At 46.5% G+C, this 15,060-nt stretch carries 15 protein-coding genes; 9 read left to right on the forward strand and 6 right to left on the reverse strand.

The annotated features are described in order from the left end of the window. Positions 1–60: 60 nt before the first annotated feature. Positions 61–678, forward strand: a complete 618-nt coding sequence (locus DWY55_RS16745) for a porin family protein (protein WP_005834577.1) — start codon at positions 61–63, stop codon at positions 676–678. Positions 679–768: 90 nt separating this feature from the next. Then, the gene (locus DWY55_RS16750; protein ID WP_005830364.1) at positions 769–1,839 is read left to right on the forward strand and encodes a M20 family metallo-hydrolase; all 1,071 of its coding nucleotides are present in this window, start codon (positions 769–771) and stop codon (positions 1,837–1,839) included. 7 nt (positions 1,840–1,846) lie between these two features. Here the strand turns inward: DWY55_RS16750 and DWY55_RS16755 are convergent, their stop codons facing one another. Genes DWY55_RS16755 through dut form a run of 4 tightly spaced genes read right to left on the reverse strand, consistent with a single transcriptional unit; the run spans position 1,847 to position 6,094 of the window. Next, positions 1,847–3,148, reverse strand: coding sequence for a murein hydrolase activator EnvC family protein (locus tag DWY55_RS16755; protein WP_057253814.1), 1,302 nt, complete (start codon positions 3,146–3,148; stop codon positions 1,847–1,849). A 49-nt stretch (positions 3,149–3,197) separates the two neighbouring features. Further along, complete coding sequence (locus DWY55_RS16760; RefSeq protein WP_119958693.1) at positions 3,198–3,785, reverse strand: DUF4292 domain-containing protein; 588 nt, start codon at positions 3,783–3,785, stop codon at positions 3,198–3,200. Next, entirely contained in the window at positions 3,763–5,613 is a 1,851-nt protein-coding gene (locus DWY55_RS16765; RefSeq protein WP_005830367.1) for a tetratricopeptide repeat protein, read from the reverse strand. Before DWY55_RS16765 ends, DWY55_RS16760 begins: the two co-directional genes overlap by 23 nt. 46 nt (positions 5,614–5,659) lie before the next feature. Further along, the gene (dut, locus tag DWY55_RS16770) at positions 5,660–6,094 is read right to left on the reverse strand and encodes a dUTP diphosphatase (protein WP_025831605.1); all 435 of its coding nucleotides are present in this window, start codon (positions 6,092–6,094) and stop codon (positions 5,660–5,662) included. A gap of 212 nt (positions 6,095–6,306) precedes the next feature. Here dut and DWY55_RS16775 point away from each other — a divergent pair, with 212 nt between their 5' ends. Continuing rightward, positions 6,307–7,635 (forward strand): deoxyguanosinetriphosphate triphosphohydrolase, encoded by a 1,329-nt coding sequence (locus DWY55_RS16775; protein ID WP_005830369.1) that lies wholly within the window; start codon positions 6,307–6,309, stop codon positions 7,633–7,635. 28 nt (positions 7,636–7,663) lie between these two features. Here the strand turns inward: DWY55_RS16775 and DWY55_RS16780 are convergent, their stop codons facing one another. Then, the gene (locus DWY55_RS16780; RefSeq protein ID WP_005830370.1) at positions 7,664–8,641 is read right to left on the reverse strand and encodes a GNAT family N-acetyltransferase; all 978 of its coding nucleotides are present in this window, start codon (positions 8,639–8,641) and stop codon (positions 7,664–7,666) included. A 43-nt stretch (positions 8,642–8,684) separates the two neighbouring features. Next, positions 8,685–9,503: a 1-acyl-sn-glycerol-3-phosphate acyltransferase gene (locus DWY55_RS16785; protein ID WP_005830371.1), complete on the reverse strand. Its 819-nt coding sequence runs from the start codon at positions 9,501–9,503 to the stop codon at positions 8,685–8,687. A 215-nt stretch (positions 9,504–9,718) separates the two neighbouring features. Here DWY55_RS16785 and DWY55_RS16790 point away from each other — a divergent pair, with 215 nt between their 5' ends. The 6 genes from DWY55_RS16790 (at position 9,719) to DWY55_RS16820 (ending at position 14,981) form a co-directional block, all read left to right on the forward strand. Next, positions 9,719–10,222 carry an RNA polymerase sigma factor gene (locus tag DWY55_RS16790; RefSeq protein WP_008662699.1) on the forward strand — a complete coding sequence of 168 codons (504 nt, stop codon included), beginning with the start codon at positions 9,719–9,721 and terminating at the stop codon, positions 10,220–10,222. 376 nt (positions 10,223–10,598) lie between these two features. Further along, the gene (locus DWY55_RS16795) at positions 10,599–11,102 is read left to right on the forward strand and encodes an RNA polymerase sigma factor (protein ID WP_008662696.1); all 504 of its coding nucleotides are present in this window, start codon (positions 10,599–10,601) and stop codon (positions 11,100–11,102) included. Positions 11,103–11,270: 168 nt separating this feature from the next. Next, positions 11,271–12,692 (forward strand): glycoside hydrolase family 125 protein, encoded by a 1,422-nt coding sequence (locus DWY55_RS16800; protein ID WP_085931532.1) that lies wholly within the window; start codon positions 11,271–11,273, stop codon positions 12,690–12,692. A gap of 521 nt (positions 12,693–13,213) precedes the next feature. Further along, positions 13,214–13,690 carry a division/cell wall cluster transcriptional repressor MraZ gene (gene mraZ / locus DWY55_RS16810; RefSeq protein WP_005834563.1) on the forward strand — a complete coding sequence of 159 codons (477 nt, stop codon included), beginning with the start codon at positions 13,214–13,216 and terminating at the stop codon, positions 13,688–13,690. Between the two features lie 10 nt (positions 13,691–13,700). Then, positions 13,701–14,621, forward strand: coding sequence for a 16S rRNA (cytosine(1402)-N(4))-methyltransferase RsmH (gene rsmH / locus DWY55_RS16815; protein ID WP_008662693.1), 921 nt, complete (start codon positions 13,701–13,703; stop codon positions 14,619–14,621). A 9-nt stretch (positions 14,622–14,630) separates the two neighbouring features. Further along, positions 14,631–14,981, forward strand: a complete 351-nt coding sequence (locus tag DWY55_RS16820; protein ID WP_005830386.1) for an FtsL-like putative cell division protein — start codon at positions 14,631–14,633, stop codon at positions 14,979–14,981. The last annotated feature ends 79 nt before the right edge of the window (positions 14,982–15,060 follow it).

Genomic DNA, 15,060 nt, shown 5'->3' on the forward strand with positions numbered 1-15,060 from the left:
AAATATATTAAATATCTATATATTTGTGGTGATATACAAACTAAATCAAATTCAATGAACATGAAAAAAGTATTGCTTTTAATGGCTATGCTGACCATAGGTTTAGCAAGCATCAATGCTCAAGACAACCTCAGATGGGGAGCAACAGTCGGCATGAACTCCAGTAACTTCTCCATTACCGGTTTCGACAGTAAAATAGGCTTTCATGCTGGGGTAAAGGCTGAAGTAGGATTGCCTCAAATTTCAGAAGGAGTCTACCTCGATATGGGTGCATTACTTACGCTGAAAGGAGCCAAAATAGACGGAGGCTCTGCTGCTTCTATCAAGTTCAATCCCTACTACCTGGAAATTCCTGTACACATTGGCTATAAATATGCAGTGAATGAGAACTTTGCCATATTCGGCAATGCCGGTCCTTATTTAGCCATCGGTCTTTTTGGCAAAGCCAAGGCAGAAGGAGATATTCTTGACGAATATGAGTTTGATGATAACTCCACCAATGTATTCGGGGATGATGCCATGAAGCGTTTTGATTTCGGTCTCGGATTAAAAGCCGGAGTCGAATTCAGTCAGAAATATCAGATTTCCATCGGTTATGACTGGGGACTGGTAGAGAACATTAAAGATTCAGGCAACAAAAACCGCAACTTGATGATATCACTCAGTTGCTTCTTCTAAACAATATTGAAAAAACAGAAAGGATGTCGGTTTGGCGTCCTTTTCATTTTTTATCCGTAAGTTTGCGGCCAGATTATTTATTTACCGAATATGATTTACGATATACCGACTTTAACTTCCGAAGCAATCGGATTGCTCAAATCACTGATAGCCATTCCTTCCTTGAGCCGCGACGAGGAGAAGGCGGCAGATTATCTGCAGAACTATATCGAAATGCAAGGCATGGCAACAGGACGTAAAGGCAACAATGTATGGTGCCTCAGCCCGATGTTCGACTTAAAGAAACCGACCTTGCTGCTGAATTCCCATATCGACACCGTAAAACCCGTCAACGGGTGGCGAAAAGATCCTTTCAAACCAACGCTGGAAAGTAATGGAAAGCTCTACGGGCTGGGCAGCAACGATGCCGGAGCCAGTGTAGTCAGCCTGCTGCAAGTATTCCTGACATTGTGCCGCACCACTCAGGCCTACAATCTGATATATCTTGCCTCGTGTGAGGAGGAAGTATCAGGCAAGGGGGGAATAGAATGCGTATTGCCGGAACTCCCTCCCATACAGTTTGCCATTGTAGGCGAGCCGACAGAGATGCAACCTGCCATTGCAGAAAAAGGATTGATGGTGCTGGACGTAACTGCTACCGGAAAATCGGGACATGCTGCCCGAAACGAGGGAGATAATGCTATATATAAGGTATTGGATGATATTGCCTGGTTTCGTGATTACCGTTTCCCAAAAGAATCTTCCCTGCTGGGTCCCGTGAAGATGAGCGTAACCATGGTAAACGCCGGTACACAGCATAACGTCATTCCCGACCGTTGTACTTTTGTCGTAGACATTCGCAGCAACGAGTGTTATAGCAATCAGGAGCTATTCGATGAAATACAGAAACACATCACGTGTGAAGCCAAAGCCCGCTCCTTCCGGCTAAGCTCTTCACACGTAGCTCCGGAGCATCCGGTAGTGCAAAAGGCTATTGCCATGAAACGTACTCCTTTCGGCTCACCGACCTTGTCCGACCAGGCACTGATGCCATTCCCTTCTCTGAAGATGGGACCGGGGAAAAGTGCCCGTTCACACACTGCCGATGAATTTATCTTTGTCAAGGAGATAGAGGAGGCGATAGGGATGTATCTGGAGCTGCTGGAAGGAGTAAAAATTTAAATTATCATTATCTGTTCAGCCACGGCTCCGGATTCAGTTTTTCCTTCTCTTTCCTCAATTGGAAGTGTAGCACCGTACGACCATTGTCGGCCCCATCCGAGAAGATTTGTCCGAGAGTCTGTTTGGTGGTAACATCATCGCCCTGCTTCACCGAGGCCGATGACAAGTTGCAATAGACTGATATATAATTCCCGTGACGGACAAGGATATTGAACAGTCCGTTCAGTTTAAAGACAGCCGCCACTTTACCATTGAAGATGGCACGGGCTTGGGCACCCGGTTTCCCTTGTATATCGATGCCCTTATTGTCCAGCTTGACATTGCGCAAACCTTCCACAGAATACTGGCCGTAATGGCTGGTAATGATATACGCGCCGGTGATGGGCATCGGCAACTTACCGCGATTATTAGCAAAGTTCCCTGATAATTCACGGTCTGCCTTACTCATGGAGTAAGTTTCCAAAGGCTGTGCCTTCGGCTTTGCGGGCGTAGAGGCAGTTGCCGTTTTTTCGGTTTTCTCACCAGCCTTTTTACGTGCGGCTGCCTCACGGCGCGCTTCTTCTGCCGCACGCTTACGCGCTTTCTCTATTTCTTCCGCTATCAGACGGTCAATGCGTGCATTGAGCTGATTGGCTTCACGGCGTTTCTTATTCAGTTCGTTCTGTAAGCCCCGCTGTTTCTTTTTCAGATTGGCTACCAACAACTTTTGTTCCTTCTCCTGCGCTTCCAGCTTGACTTTCTCCTCTTCACGTTCTTTCAACAATCCTTCCTTGGCAACCTTCACTTGCTGAAGCTCAGTCTTCTTACGGTTCACCTGCTCCTGCTTTTTCAACACTTCCTCGCCTTGCAGGCGCTGATAAGTAGCATATTCACGTACATAGCGCATGCGTCGATAGGTCTGTGCCAGGCTCTTGGCAGAGAAAATGAACATCAGCTTCTCTTCAATGGAGCGGTTCTTATACAAATATTGAACGGACGATTCGTATTTCTTCTTCTTGTCCCTTAGGTCACGTTGCAGGCGGGTCAACTGACGTTCTAATGAAGACAACTCGCGCTCTATGGATTCCACATCATTATTGATAGTCAGAATATAGCGTTTGCGCTCTTCTATCTGTCCGGTCAGTGCAGCAAGACCGTTCAACTGGCTTCCCACATCCTTCTTGGTGGTTATCAACAGCGTTTCCGACTCTGCTATCTGTTTCTGCAAGGCACCACGCTTGCTTTCCAGTTCCTTAATCAGCTTGTTGGACTGGGCAAGGAGCGGAGAAACCGGCAAAAGGAGGAGAAAGAAGAGAAGGAGAAGCTTCATAAGTTATGAGTTATAAGTTATGAGGGATTATCTGACAATTATCAACTAATCAAAGGTCCATCAGCATTTCCAGCAGTTCTTCCAGCTCCACCTCTTTATATTTCTGTGAGAGCTGGGTAGGAGTCAGTGCAAAAGGCTTATCCGAGAAGTTGGAAAGTTCAATCTTTCCCTTTTCCAGAGAGGGTATCCCGAGTTCCTTGCCGGTAAGCACCTTCTTGCCATTGGGTTTGGAAGCAGCATAAAGCAGTTTCTCCAAATGGGCAAAATCCGCCTTCTTGGGCAGCACATCCTTCAGTTCCTTACGTGTTGCACGGACATAACGTTTTCCCATACGGTCTACCAACAGAATCTCATCCGGGGTGACTTCCATACGTGCCACCTCCGTACGAAGTATCGGCATCAGAAAGGAAATCTGCATGCATTCTTCCTTCTTCAACTTCATCGTACCGTTCACAGTAAGGGTGGCATCTTTATGGGGTACCGTCAGCTGCACTTTGGAGGAAAGGCAGACAGATTCTCCGGACAGAGAACTTGAGTGACGCGAAGTCTTGCAACCGGCAAGCCCCACAGCCAGCAACAACAGCAAGGACAATAGGCGGCACGTCCTTGCCATATCATTCAGCAGGTTTAGTTTCATCTGATATATATTTCTTTTTTTGTATTTTCTGTTTCAACGTATCAGAGCGATTGCCCTTATCCCAGGCTTGTTTCCAGTATTTCAAGGCACCTTCCGCATCGCCAGTCATGTAATAGATATCTCCGCAATGTTCCAAGACCACGTCACTGCTATCTTTATCATTCTTTATCGCCTCATCTATGTAGAGACGCGCCTCGGCATAATTACCTTTAACAAACAATATCCATGCATATGTATCGAGATAGGTGGAATTGTTCGGCTCGGCTTTCACTGTCTTGTAGCTCATCTCTTCCGCCTTGTCCAAGTCGCGGCGCTCCACGGAAAGATAATATGCGTAGTTATTCAAGGCACCGATGTTTGAAGGATTGTACACCAAAGCGGAATCATAAGCCGCATAAGCTTCCGCATGCAGATTCTTGGTGTGATAAGCATCACCGATAATGGCATAAAAATCTGATACGACCTCCTTCTTGCTGTCGTCCTTGACGTGCGACAAAGCCTTTTGACAGATGGCAAGGGCATCATCCGTCCGTTCCGCCTGGTTGTAGGCAATGGCCAGATAGAAATAGAACTCCAACATATCGGGATTGGACTCCACACCGGCTTCGCACAAATTCATTATTTCCTTGTAATCCTCCTGGCGCACAGCTTCCCCCAGCAATGTCATACGAGCCGCTGTGTTGGTAGGGTCTATCGCCAGAACCTGGCGCAGAACCGGTCCAGCCTCCTTGTTCATTCCTTTGGAAAGAAGATATTGGGCATACAGCAAAGGTAATTGTGCCTCATCGGGCTCCTGCTCCATGATACGGTTGAAGAGCGTAATGACACGTGTGCTGTCCTTGCCTGCCTGCTCGTTCTGCACGATGAACTGCCGCATCACATTCAGTTTGGTGTCCGAAGCCACTTTCTTGTTCAGCAACAGCGTGTCCAATTGCTGTTCATACAGCTCCTTCTGTCCGGTCTCTTCGTAGTAAGAAGCCAATGAGTACATGGCCATTGCATTGTCCGGCTCTTCGGCCAGCACCTTCTTGTAAATCTCATAAGCTTCCTGCTTTTTCCCGTTCTGCATATAGACATCCCCCAGCACAACCTGATAGCGCATATCGTTGGGATACTCTTCTACCAGACTTTCTATTTCATGAAAGGCGCTCTTGTCGTCCTTCTTTTGCAGATAGATGCGGAACTTCTCCATACTGAGCTGTTCATTCTTGCCCATCCGTTCCTCGAGCTTGTTCAGTATACCGATAACTTTGTCATACTCTTCCTGGCGGTTGTAAATCTCCAGCAAGTTGTATAGCGGGTCCAGCTTATCCGAGAAACGTACCGCCATATTTTCCAACAAGGCAGCGGCTTTCTCCGTTTCGTTTTGCTGCATATACAGATTGGCAAGTCCCTGGGCATACCAGTAATTATCGGGAGCATTCTCCACCGCCTTTTCCAACGCGGCTTGTCCCAACGGCACCTGCTTGAGGTACATATAATACTGGGCCATCTCATACAAAGCCGATGATGCGTTCGGGTTTATCGTCAGGCAATGTTGCAGGACATCGAAAGCCGCATCATAGTCTTTCTGGACTTTCAGACGGGCGGCTTCAAGAAAGAAGTAGTCGTAACGGCGCTGCTGTTCGGGGGTAAGCTCCTTTACGGGCGAAACGTCGGCTTTCTTCGACTTCTTCCGTTTCTTCAATTCCTTCCGTGCCTTTTCAGACCGACCGTACCCGCTCATTTTCTCCTTAGAAGCTTGAACATTGGCAGCCTGCACTCCGTACGTAGTAAAGCAGAAGGTACCTATCAACAACGCAAGTATTATTTTTACTCTGATTCTCATCTATTTAATTATAAATTCTTAACCCGTAAAACGGAACAATATCCATTCATTTTTTACCCGTATGCCCGAAGCCACCGGCACCGCGCTCCGTCTCATCCAGCACTTCCACTTCCTGCCAAAGAGCTTGTTCGTGACGCGCTATCACCATTTGTGCAATCCTCTCCCCATCTTCGATGACGAAGGTTTCTGCAGAAAGGTTGACGAGAATAATACAAACTTCACCACGGTAATCGGCATCAATCGTTCCAGGGGAGTTCAGCACGGTAATCCCCTTCTTAATGGCCAATCCGCTACGCGGACGCACTTGCGCCTCAAATCCTTCAGGAAGAGCGATATAAAGGCCAGTAGGCACCAGACACCGCTGCATCGGAGCCAGCGAAATAGGTTCATTAAGGTTTGCACGGATATCCATTCCTGCAGACAGCTCAGTGGCATAAGCCGGAAGCGGATGCTTTGATTTATTGATGATTTGTACGTTCAACATGATGTTATTTACGATTTGACGATTTACTATTTACGATTGGGGCTACTTCTATTCTTACAATTCGAGTAATTCAAGTTTCGCAATTCATCTTCCTTTTACTATAAACTTGGGCGAAAATACGGCTTTTTATACAAAATAGTGATACATTTGCAGTTAAATAATAGTAACTTCAATCGTAAATAGTAAATCGTCAAATCTCAAATAACATCATGATGAATTGGAATACGCTCATATCTGCCAAACGCTTCGGACTGGAAGAGTTTCACCAGGAACGCCATGAAAACCGCTCGGAATTCCAACGTGACTATGACCGCCTTATCTTCTCTGCCCCCTTCCGCCGTCTGCAGAACAAAACCCAGGTATTCCCTCTTCCCGGTAGTGTATTCGTCCACAACCGATTGACACACAGCTTGGAAGTATCATGCGTAGGCCGCTCATTAGGCAACGATGTATCGAAAGTTCTCATTGCCCGCCACCCGGAACTGCAAGGCAGCTACCTCACCGAAATAGGCTCCATCGTTTCGGCCGCCTGCCTGGCACACGACTTGGGAAATCCTCCTTTCGGACATTCGGGAGAACGAGCTATTTCCACCTTTTTTTCTGAAGGAAAAGGAATGTCCCTGAAGGGCCAACTGACACCTTCCCAATGGGAGGACCTTACCCACTTTGAAGGGAATGCAAATGCGTTCCGCCTGCTTACCCACCAGTTTGAGGGAAGGCGACAGGGAGGATTTGTACTCACCTACTCCACCTTGGCAAGCATCGTGAAATATCCCTTTTCATCGAGTCTTGCAGGCAAAAAGTCAAAATTCGGTTTCTTCATCACAGAGGAAGAAAGTTTTCGCCGCATAGCAGAAGAGTTGGGTATGGAGAAGCAGAACGATGCCCCGTTGAAATATGCCCGCCACCCGCTGGTCTATCTGGTGGAAGCCGCCGATGACATCTGCTACCAGATGATGGATATTGAGGATGCTCACAAACTGAAAATTCTGACTACACAAGAAACCAAAGAGTTGCTTCTTTCTTATTTCTCGAAAGAGCGCCAAGCACACCGGCTCAAAACGATGGAGATAGTAAGTGACACCAATGAACAAATAGCCTATCTGCGTTCCAGCGTTATCGGACTGCTTATCGGCGAATGCGTGCAAGCCTTTGTAGACAATGAAGAAAAGATTCTGAAAGGAGAATTTGAAGGAAGCCTCATCAACCATATATCCGAGGTACCAGCCAATGCCTACAAGCACTGTGCAGACATCTCCCTGAAGAGGATTTACCGTTCACGCGATGTACTGGACATTGAACTTGCCGGTTTCCGCATCATCAGTACCCTGCTCGAACTGATGATTGACGCCGTGCGTTCTCCGGAAAAGGCATATTCGCAACTGCTCATCAATCGCGTATCGGGCCAGTACAACATAAAAGCGCCTGCACTCTACGAAAGAATACAGGCGGTATTGGATTACATCTCCGGAATGACGGATGTATTTGCACTCGATTTATATAGGAAAATAAACGGGAATAGCTTGCCAGCGGTATAACAGACGACAAACATTCCTCCGGATAGTCCTATGATACAACCTTATTTGCTCCCGACGTAAGCTTGCACGCCTCCGGTTCGCTCGCTATGAACGACTCGATGTGGCGAATGCGCTTTTCTGCCAAAATCTCGTCCACGGCAATTAGGATACCCGTTTCCTCCACATCTCCGAAACCGTAATTGATGGCTGTACCGAACATACGCATGGTAGGGCTGAGACTCATATAGGCATTCACCAGCGGGGGAATATTATACCCCGCCTTACGGATTTCACAATTCAAAATCTTATAGTCTTCCTTAAAAGAGTCTTTACAGAAGAGAGCCGCCAATTCATTCTCGTCCGATTCCAGAAGCAACGGCTTCATCGGAGTAATCAGGTTGTCCTTATCCGCAAAGTGTTTCCGAAGAAAATAAAGAATCTTATCACGACTCTGACGATGATAGCTGGGATACATAGTCACCTTTCCGAAGAAATACTTCACATTGGGCATGACTACGGTCAGTGCGCCCAAACCATCCCACAGATTATCCAACGCAAACAGACCTTTACTGTCTGCACGCGTAGACTGATACTCCAACGTAACGAACGAACGTCCTAACTCGATGGTCGTAGGAAGATAGTCCTTCAAAAACTTATCCGAAAAGTTAAACATATGGGCAGTTGCCAGAATAGGGGCACCATGTTCATCAAAACGCACATCCGTACCTAAGATATAACGGTATCCACCCAAAATTTCTTCTGCTTCCGGATTCCAGACAATCAACTGCTTGTACGGGTTGTCCATGATGTCATATTCATCAATATCCATAGACTTGCCCGTTCCTCCTCCCGCAGCACGGAATGCAATCTCGCGCAAACGGCCGATCTCCTTCATTGTATTCGGAGAGTCTTGGGCAGTAATGATATATATCTGATTATGACTTCTATTGGTCATGCGCAGACGCTTTTCCTCAGTCAACTCCGCTTTCAACAGCTCCTTGCTTATCGGTGCAATAACATCTTCCATATTTTTCTGTTAGTAGTTCTTCTTTAATATAAATACGGTCTCTCTACAATTTATATACAATATCCTTCACATATTGCGCCCATCCGGCCGGGCTTTTCGATTTGTCGAAAGTTTGCCAGGGGATAGGCTTCCCTATGGTGATGGTAAATGTTTTATGGCGATTCTTCAGCATTTCATCTGCCAGGTAAAGCATGGCGATATTGAACTTGATGCCCAACATCTTACAAAAATTGGCAAGATTATAAAAGAAGTTGGAGTTCCGCCCCTCGAAGTGGATGGGAACTACATCACGGTGGGCTTCGACACTCTTCACGATAAAGGTCTTTTTCCAATCCAAGTCACGGATGACCCCATTCTGCCTACGCGAACAAAGCCCTGCGGGAAACATGATGAGCTGATTGTCCGAAGCAAATCCCGCCTCCACCATTCTGGGGAAGTCTTTGGCCTGCTTTCCCGTCTTGTTGATGGGGATGCAAAGCGGCGCCAGTCCGTGCAGGTTCATCAGCAGGTCGTTGACCATATATTTCACCTTGCCACCATAAAAGGAGCCCAGGACATAACCCAGTGCCACTCCATCCTGCCCACCCAGGGGATGGTTGGACACAAAAGTATAAAGCCCTTCTTTAGGCAGATTTTCCTCCCCCTTTACCACAATATTGGCATCAAGGAACTCCAGACAAGCTTTCAGGAAATCTACACCGACTTTATCTTTCGACTCCCGCAAAAAGACATTCAATTCCTCTTGATGAACGATGTGCTTCAAATAAGAAACCACGAACTTGGGGATATACTTAGACTGCTTCGGAGCCTTTTCCCGAAGTATCTTGTCTATGTCAATCAAAAATAAAGAGTCGTCAGCCATTCTTCTTTTGATGAAATGAATGCGCAAAATTAACTCATCTTTTTAATTAATCGCAAAAAAATGACAGAAAACTGCACCCGAAATCTATCAAATAGCACCTAAAAACTGTCAATTGATAGTTTTTCCCCTAAAGTATGTTTGAAATCCGTCTGCCTGAAAGAGAAAACTTCCGTAAACTTGCAATATCAAGATTAACGAAAAAAAACATAGCACATATGAACAATATAACATTTAAAAAAGACCTGCTCGGAGTTCAAGACGATTTATTGCGTTTTGCATACAAACTTACTTCCGACCGTGAAGAAGCCAACGACCTCTTGCAGGAAACATCCCTGAAAGCTCTGGATAACGAAGAGAAGTATACGCCCGATACTAATTTCAAAGGATGGATATACACCATCATGCGCAATATCTTCATCAACAATTACCGCAAAGTGGTGCGTGACCAGACTTTCGTGGATACCACGGACAATCTCTATCACCTGAACCTGCCGCGCGACGCCGCTTTTGAAAGCACAGAAAGCGCATATGACCTGAAAGAGATGCACCGCATTGTCAACGCCCTTCCACGGGAGTACAAGATTCCCTTCTCCATGCATGTCTCCGGCTTCAAATACCGCGAAATTGCAGAGAAGCTAGGGTTGCCCTTAGGCACGGTAAAGAGCCGCATTTACTTCACCCGCCAAAAACTACAACAAGACTTGAAGGATTTTGTTTAAGCACTCAGCATATAAAACCAGTGATTTCCATAAATTAAGAAGAGTACAGATTTTAGTTGTATCAAAAGAGAGAAAGGCAGGCCGGGACAATCCCGCGTCTGCCTTTCATGGTCTCGCCCCTTGTATTTCGTACACAAACTCATTCAAGCCGTTACGCTTTGCGACAATATTATTTACAAAAATCAGGATAGCAATCTCTGGCTACATCCCACTTTTCCACCTATCCGAGGCACTGAAAGCTAACCAAAGCCACCCGAAAACTGCCAATTGTTAGATTTTACCCCAAAGAGAGTTTGATTTCCGTCTATCAAAAAGAGAAATCATCCGTAGCTTTGCATCATCAATAAAACGAACAATAATTTAAAAAACATCCATTATGAATAATAGAACATTTACCCAAGACCTACTCGGAGTTCAAAACGACTTATTACGCTTTGCATATAAATTAACCTCCGACCGCGAAGAGGCCAACGACCTGCTTCAAGAGACATCCCTGAAAGCTCTGGACAATGAAGAGAAGTACACACCTGATACCAACTTTAAAGGATGGATATATACCATCATGCGTAATATTTTCATCAACAATTACCGTAAAGTGGTACGTGACCAGACATTTGTAGATACCACAGACAATCTCTATCATCTGAACACGCCGCACGACCTCACACTCGACAGCACAGAAGGCGCCTACGACCTGAAGGAAATGCACCGCATTGTCAATGCCTTGCCACGTGAGTACAAGATACCTTTCTCCATGCATGTCTCCGGTTTCAAGTACCGTGAAATCGCAGAAAAGCTGAACCTCCCACTTGGAACAGTAAAGAGCCGCATCTTCTTTACCCGCCAGAAACTGCAGCAGGACCTGAAAGATTTCAGATAAGAGAATACGGCAACCTAAGAATTGTTTATTAATTGGCCGGATAAAAAAGTAAATATGCTTATCTTTGGGCAATCATGGGACACAAACCAAGATACCTAAAGAAAAACCGAGTAATTAATAAACAACATGAAGAAACAGACAATCATTACAGCCTGCACATTTGCAGCAATGACAATGGCTACTCCTGCCGTTTTTGCCGTACAGCCGGCCATGAGTAACCACGTATGCGCCTCCGACGCTATCAAGAAAGACAACCGACCGGTAGAATCAAAACGACTGTTCCGTTCCAAAGCCGTAGAAGAACAAATTCAACGGATACAGCAGCTGCTGAAAAATCAGAAGCTGTCATGGATGTTCACTAACTGCTTTCCCAACACGCTGGACACCACCGTCCATTTCCGCAAGGACAAGAAAGACGGGAAGCCCGACACATTTGTCTACACCGGAGATATCCATGCCATGTGGCTCCGCGACTCAGGTGCGCAGGTGTGGCCCTACGTACAGCTGGCCAATGAAGACAAGGAACTGAAGACGATGCTTGCAGGAGTCATCAACCGCCAATTCAAGCTGATTAATGTAGACCCGTTTGCCAACGCCTTCAACGACGGCCCCATCCCCGACGGACACTGGAAAACCGACCTTACCGACATGAACGACGAGGTGCACGAGCGTAAATGGGAAATCGATTCACTGTGTTATCCGCTACGCCTTGCCTACCATTACTGGAAAACGACCGGTGATACAAGCATCTTCGATGCCGAGTGGATAAAAGCAATCCAAAACATCCTGACCACCTTCCGCGACCAACAGCGCCGTGACGGACGCGGTTCCTACCATTTCCAGCGGGTAACTGAACGCGCACTGGACACGATGACCAACGACGGCTGGGGCAATCCGGTGAAACCGGTCGGACTGATTGCATCTTCTTTCCGCCCTTCCGATGACGCCACCACCTTCCAATTCCTGATACCCTCCAACTTCTTCGCCGTATCTTCGCTGCGTAAGGCAGCCGAGATTCTGACTGAAGTCAATAACCGCCCGGAGCTTGCAAAAGAATGTACCGACCTGGCTGGAGAAGTAGAAACCGCCCTACGAAAATACGCTACCTACAACCATCCCAAATACGGCACCATCTATGCCTTCGAGGTAGACGGTTTCGGCAACCACCTTCTGATGGACGACGCCAATGTACCGAGCCTTATCGCACTGCCCTATCTGGGCGATGTGGACATCAACGATCCTATTTACCAGAACACCCGTCGTTTCGTATGGAGCGAGGATAACCCATACTTCTTCAAAGGTACGGCAGGCGAAGGCATTGGAGGTCCGCACATCGGCTACGACATGATTTGGCCGATGAGCATCATGATGAAAGCCTTCACAAGCCAGAACGATGAAGAGATTAAAACTTGCGTGAAGATGTTGATGGATACAGAAGCCGGAACCGGCTTTATGCACGAGTCTTTCCACAAAGACAATCCCGCCAAGTTCACCCGCGCCTGGTTTGCATGGCAAAACACATTGTTTGGCGAACTCATTCTAAAACTGGTGAACGAGGGCAAGCTAGACTTGCTGAACAGCATACAGTAAAAAAACATTTATCCCCCCTGGATTCTGTGGATGAATGTAATAATCAACCACTCCAGGGGGAATATTATCACTCCTCCCTCCCATCATCTTCCGGTAAGTAGTAACGTTCACAAAATAGACGGGAAGTTAACAAAAAAAGTTTCAGAAGTTAATACTAAAACAAGAAAGAGTTAAGAAAGAGCTTTATCCCAAACTTTGGTTTTTCCAAACCAAGCCTGGGGATAGAGAAACCAAGTCTTGGTTTAGATATCCGCAAAGCTGGGAAAGAAGTTTCCCACCCAAGACACCATTCCACCAACAAGCGACTTTCAAACCAAAGACCGTCATCCTCAACTGAATCTTTTCAAAAGAGACTACACGAATCCCCCACCAGCAAAGCGTTTCAAAAGCAGCTTCATTATCAAATGAATAAGCTATCAACAAGGTGTTGAAAACTTCTTCCTAAGATTTTAGTTAAAAGATTGTGGGGAATTGTGGGGAAATGTGTATTTTTACCGTCGCTTATTATAATAAGGTGAGAAATGATACAATTTTTAGGTAATATCGAGGCTAAGGCGGATGCAAAAGGAAGAGTTTTCATCCCGGCCACCTTCCGGAAACAGCTGCAAGCCGCTTCTGAAGAAAGACTCGTGTTGCGTAAGGACGTGTATCAGGATTGCCTGGTGCTCTACCCGGAAAGTGTATGGTTTGCCACTCAAAACCAACTTCGCTGCCGACTGAATAAATGGAACGCCAAACAACAAATGATTTTCCGCCAGTTCGTAAGTGACGCGGAAGTCATGACCCCTGACGGGAACGGACGCATCCTGCTCCCAAAACGTTACCTGCAAATGGCGGGTATACAAAGTGATGTCCGCTTCATTGGTGTGGACAACACAATAGAAATCTGGGCTAAGGAACGTGCCGACCAACCATTCATGAACCCCGACGAGTTCAGCGAGGCTCTTGAAGAACTGCTGGGAGACGAAAATATTTGTTGTGACGAAAATAAGCTATAAACAACAGATGATGAAAGAAGAAACAACATATCACATCCCCGTATTGCTGATGCCGAGCGTAGATGCAATGAACATCCGTCCGGACGGCACGTATGTAGACGTAACGTTTGGTGGAGGAGGACATTCGCGCGAGATACTGTCCCGCCTGGAAGACGGCGGCCGGCTGCTGAGCTTCGACCAGGACGAGGATGCGGAACGCAACATTGTGAACAACCCGCATTTTACATTCGTACGCAGCAACTTCCGCTACCTGCACAACTTCCTACGCTATCACGGCATCGAAAAAGTGGATGCCATACTTGCCGACCTCGGCGTATCTTCCCATCACTTTGATGACAGCGAACGGGGATTCTCCTTCCGCTTCGACGGGGCACTGGATATGCGTATGAACAAGCGTGCCGGCCTGACCGCTGCCGACATCGTGAATACCTACGAAGAAGAAAAGCTGGCCGATATTTTTTATCTGTACGGCGAGCTGAAGAACAGCCGGAAACTGGCATCTGTCATCGTTAAGGCACGGGCTACGCAGAGAATTGCCACCATCGGCGAATTTTTGGAAATCGTCAAGCCACTCTTCGGCCGCGAACGCGAGAAGAAAGAACTGGCAAAAGTATTCCAGGCATTGCGCATTGAGGTAAACCAGGAAATGGAAGCACTGAAAGAAATGCTGTATGCGGCAACAGAAGCGCTAAAGCCGGGAGGCCGCCTGGTGGTGATAACCTATCACTCCCTGGAAGACCGTATGGTGAAGAATATCATGAAAACCGGTAACGTGGAAGGCAAGGCCGAAAAAGATTTCTTCGGGAACGTATTGACCCCGTTCCGGCTAGTCAACAACAAAGTGATTGTACCGGACGAGGAAGAGATAGAGCGCAATCCGCGTTCGCGCAGCGCCAAGCTGAGAATTGCAGAAAGAGTAATGAATGATTAGTGACTAGCAATGGAAAAGAAGCAAGAAGAAAAGAATACGGAAAAGGTGAAAAAACGCACCTCACTGAAGAACATTATCGGAGGCGACATTCTGGCCACAGACTTCTTCCGCCGCCAAGCCGGATTGTTGTTCCTTATCATGGTGCTTATCATTATTTACATCAACAACCGTTACGAATGCCAACTGCAACTGATAGAGATAGACAATCTTAAAAAAGAGCTGATAGACATCAAGTACGATGCCCTGACACGCAGTTCGGAATTGATGGAGCGGAGCCGCCAATCGCGCATCGAGGAATACATCGCCACCAAAGAAAGCGATTTGCAGACTTCCACTAATCCACCGTACTTACTAAAATAATGGAGAATTGAGGATTAAAGTAATTTCAATAGTACATCGTAAATCGTTAAATCGTAAATAACATTGGCTGTAAATAAAA

The sequence above is a fragment of the Bacteroides sp. AF25-38AC genome (genome assembly GCF_003602995.1).
Taxonomy (GTDB): Bacteria; Bacteroidota; Bacteroidia; order Bacteroidales; family Bacteroidaceae; genus Bacteroides; species Bacteroides uniformis.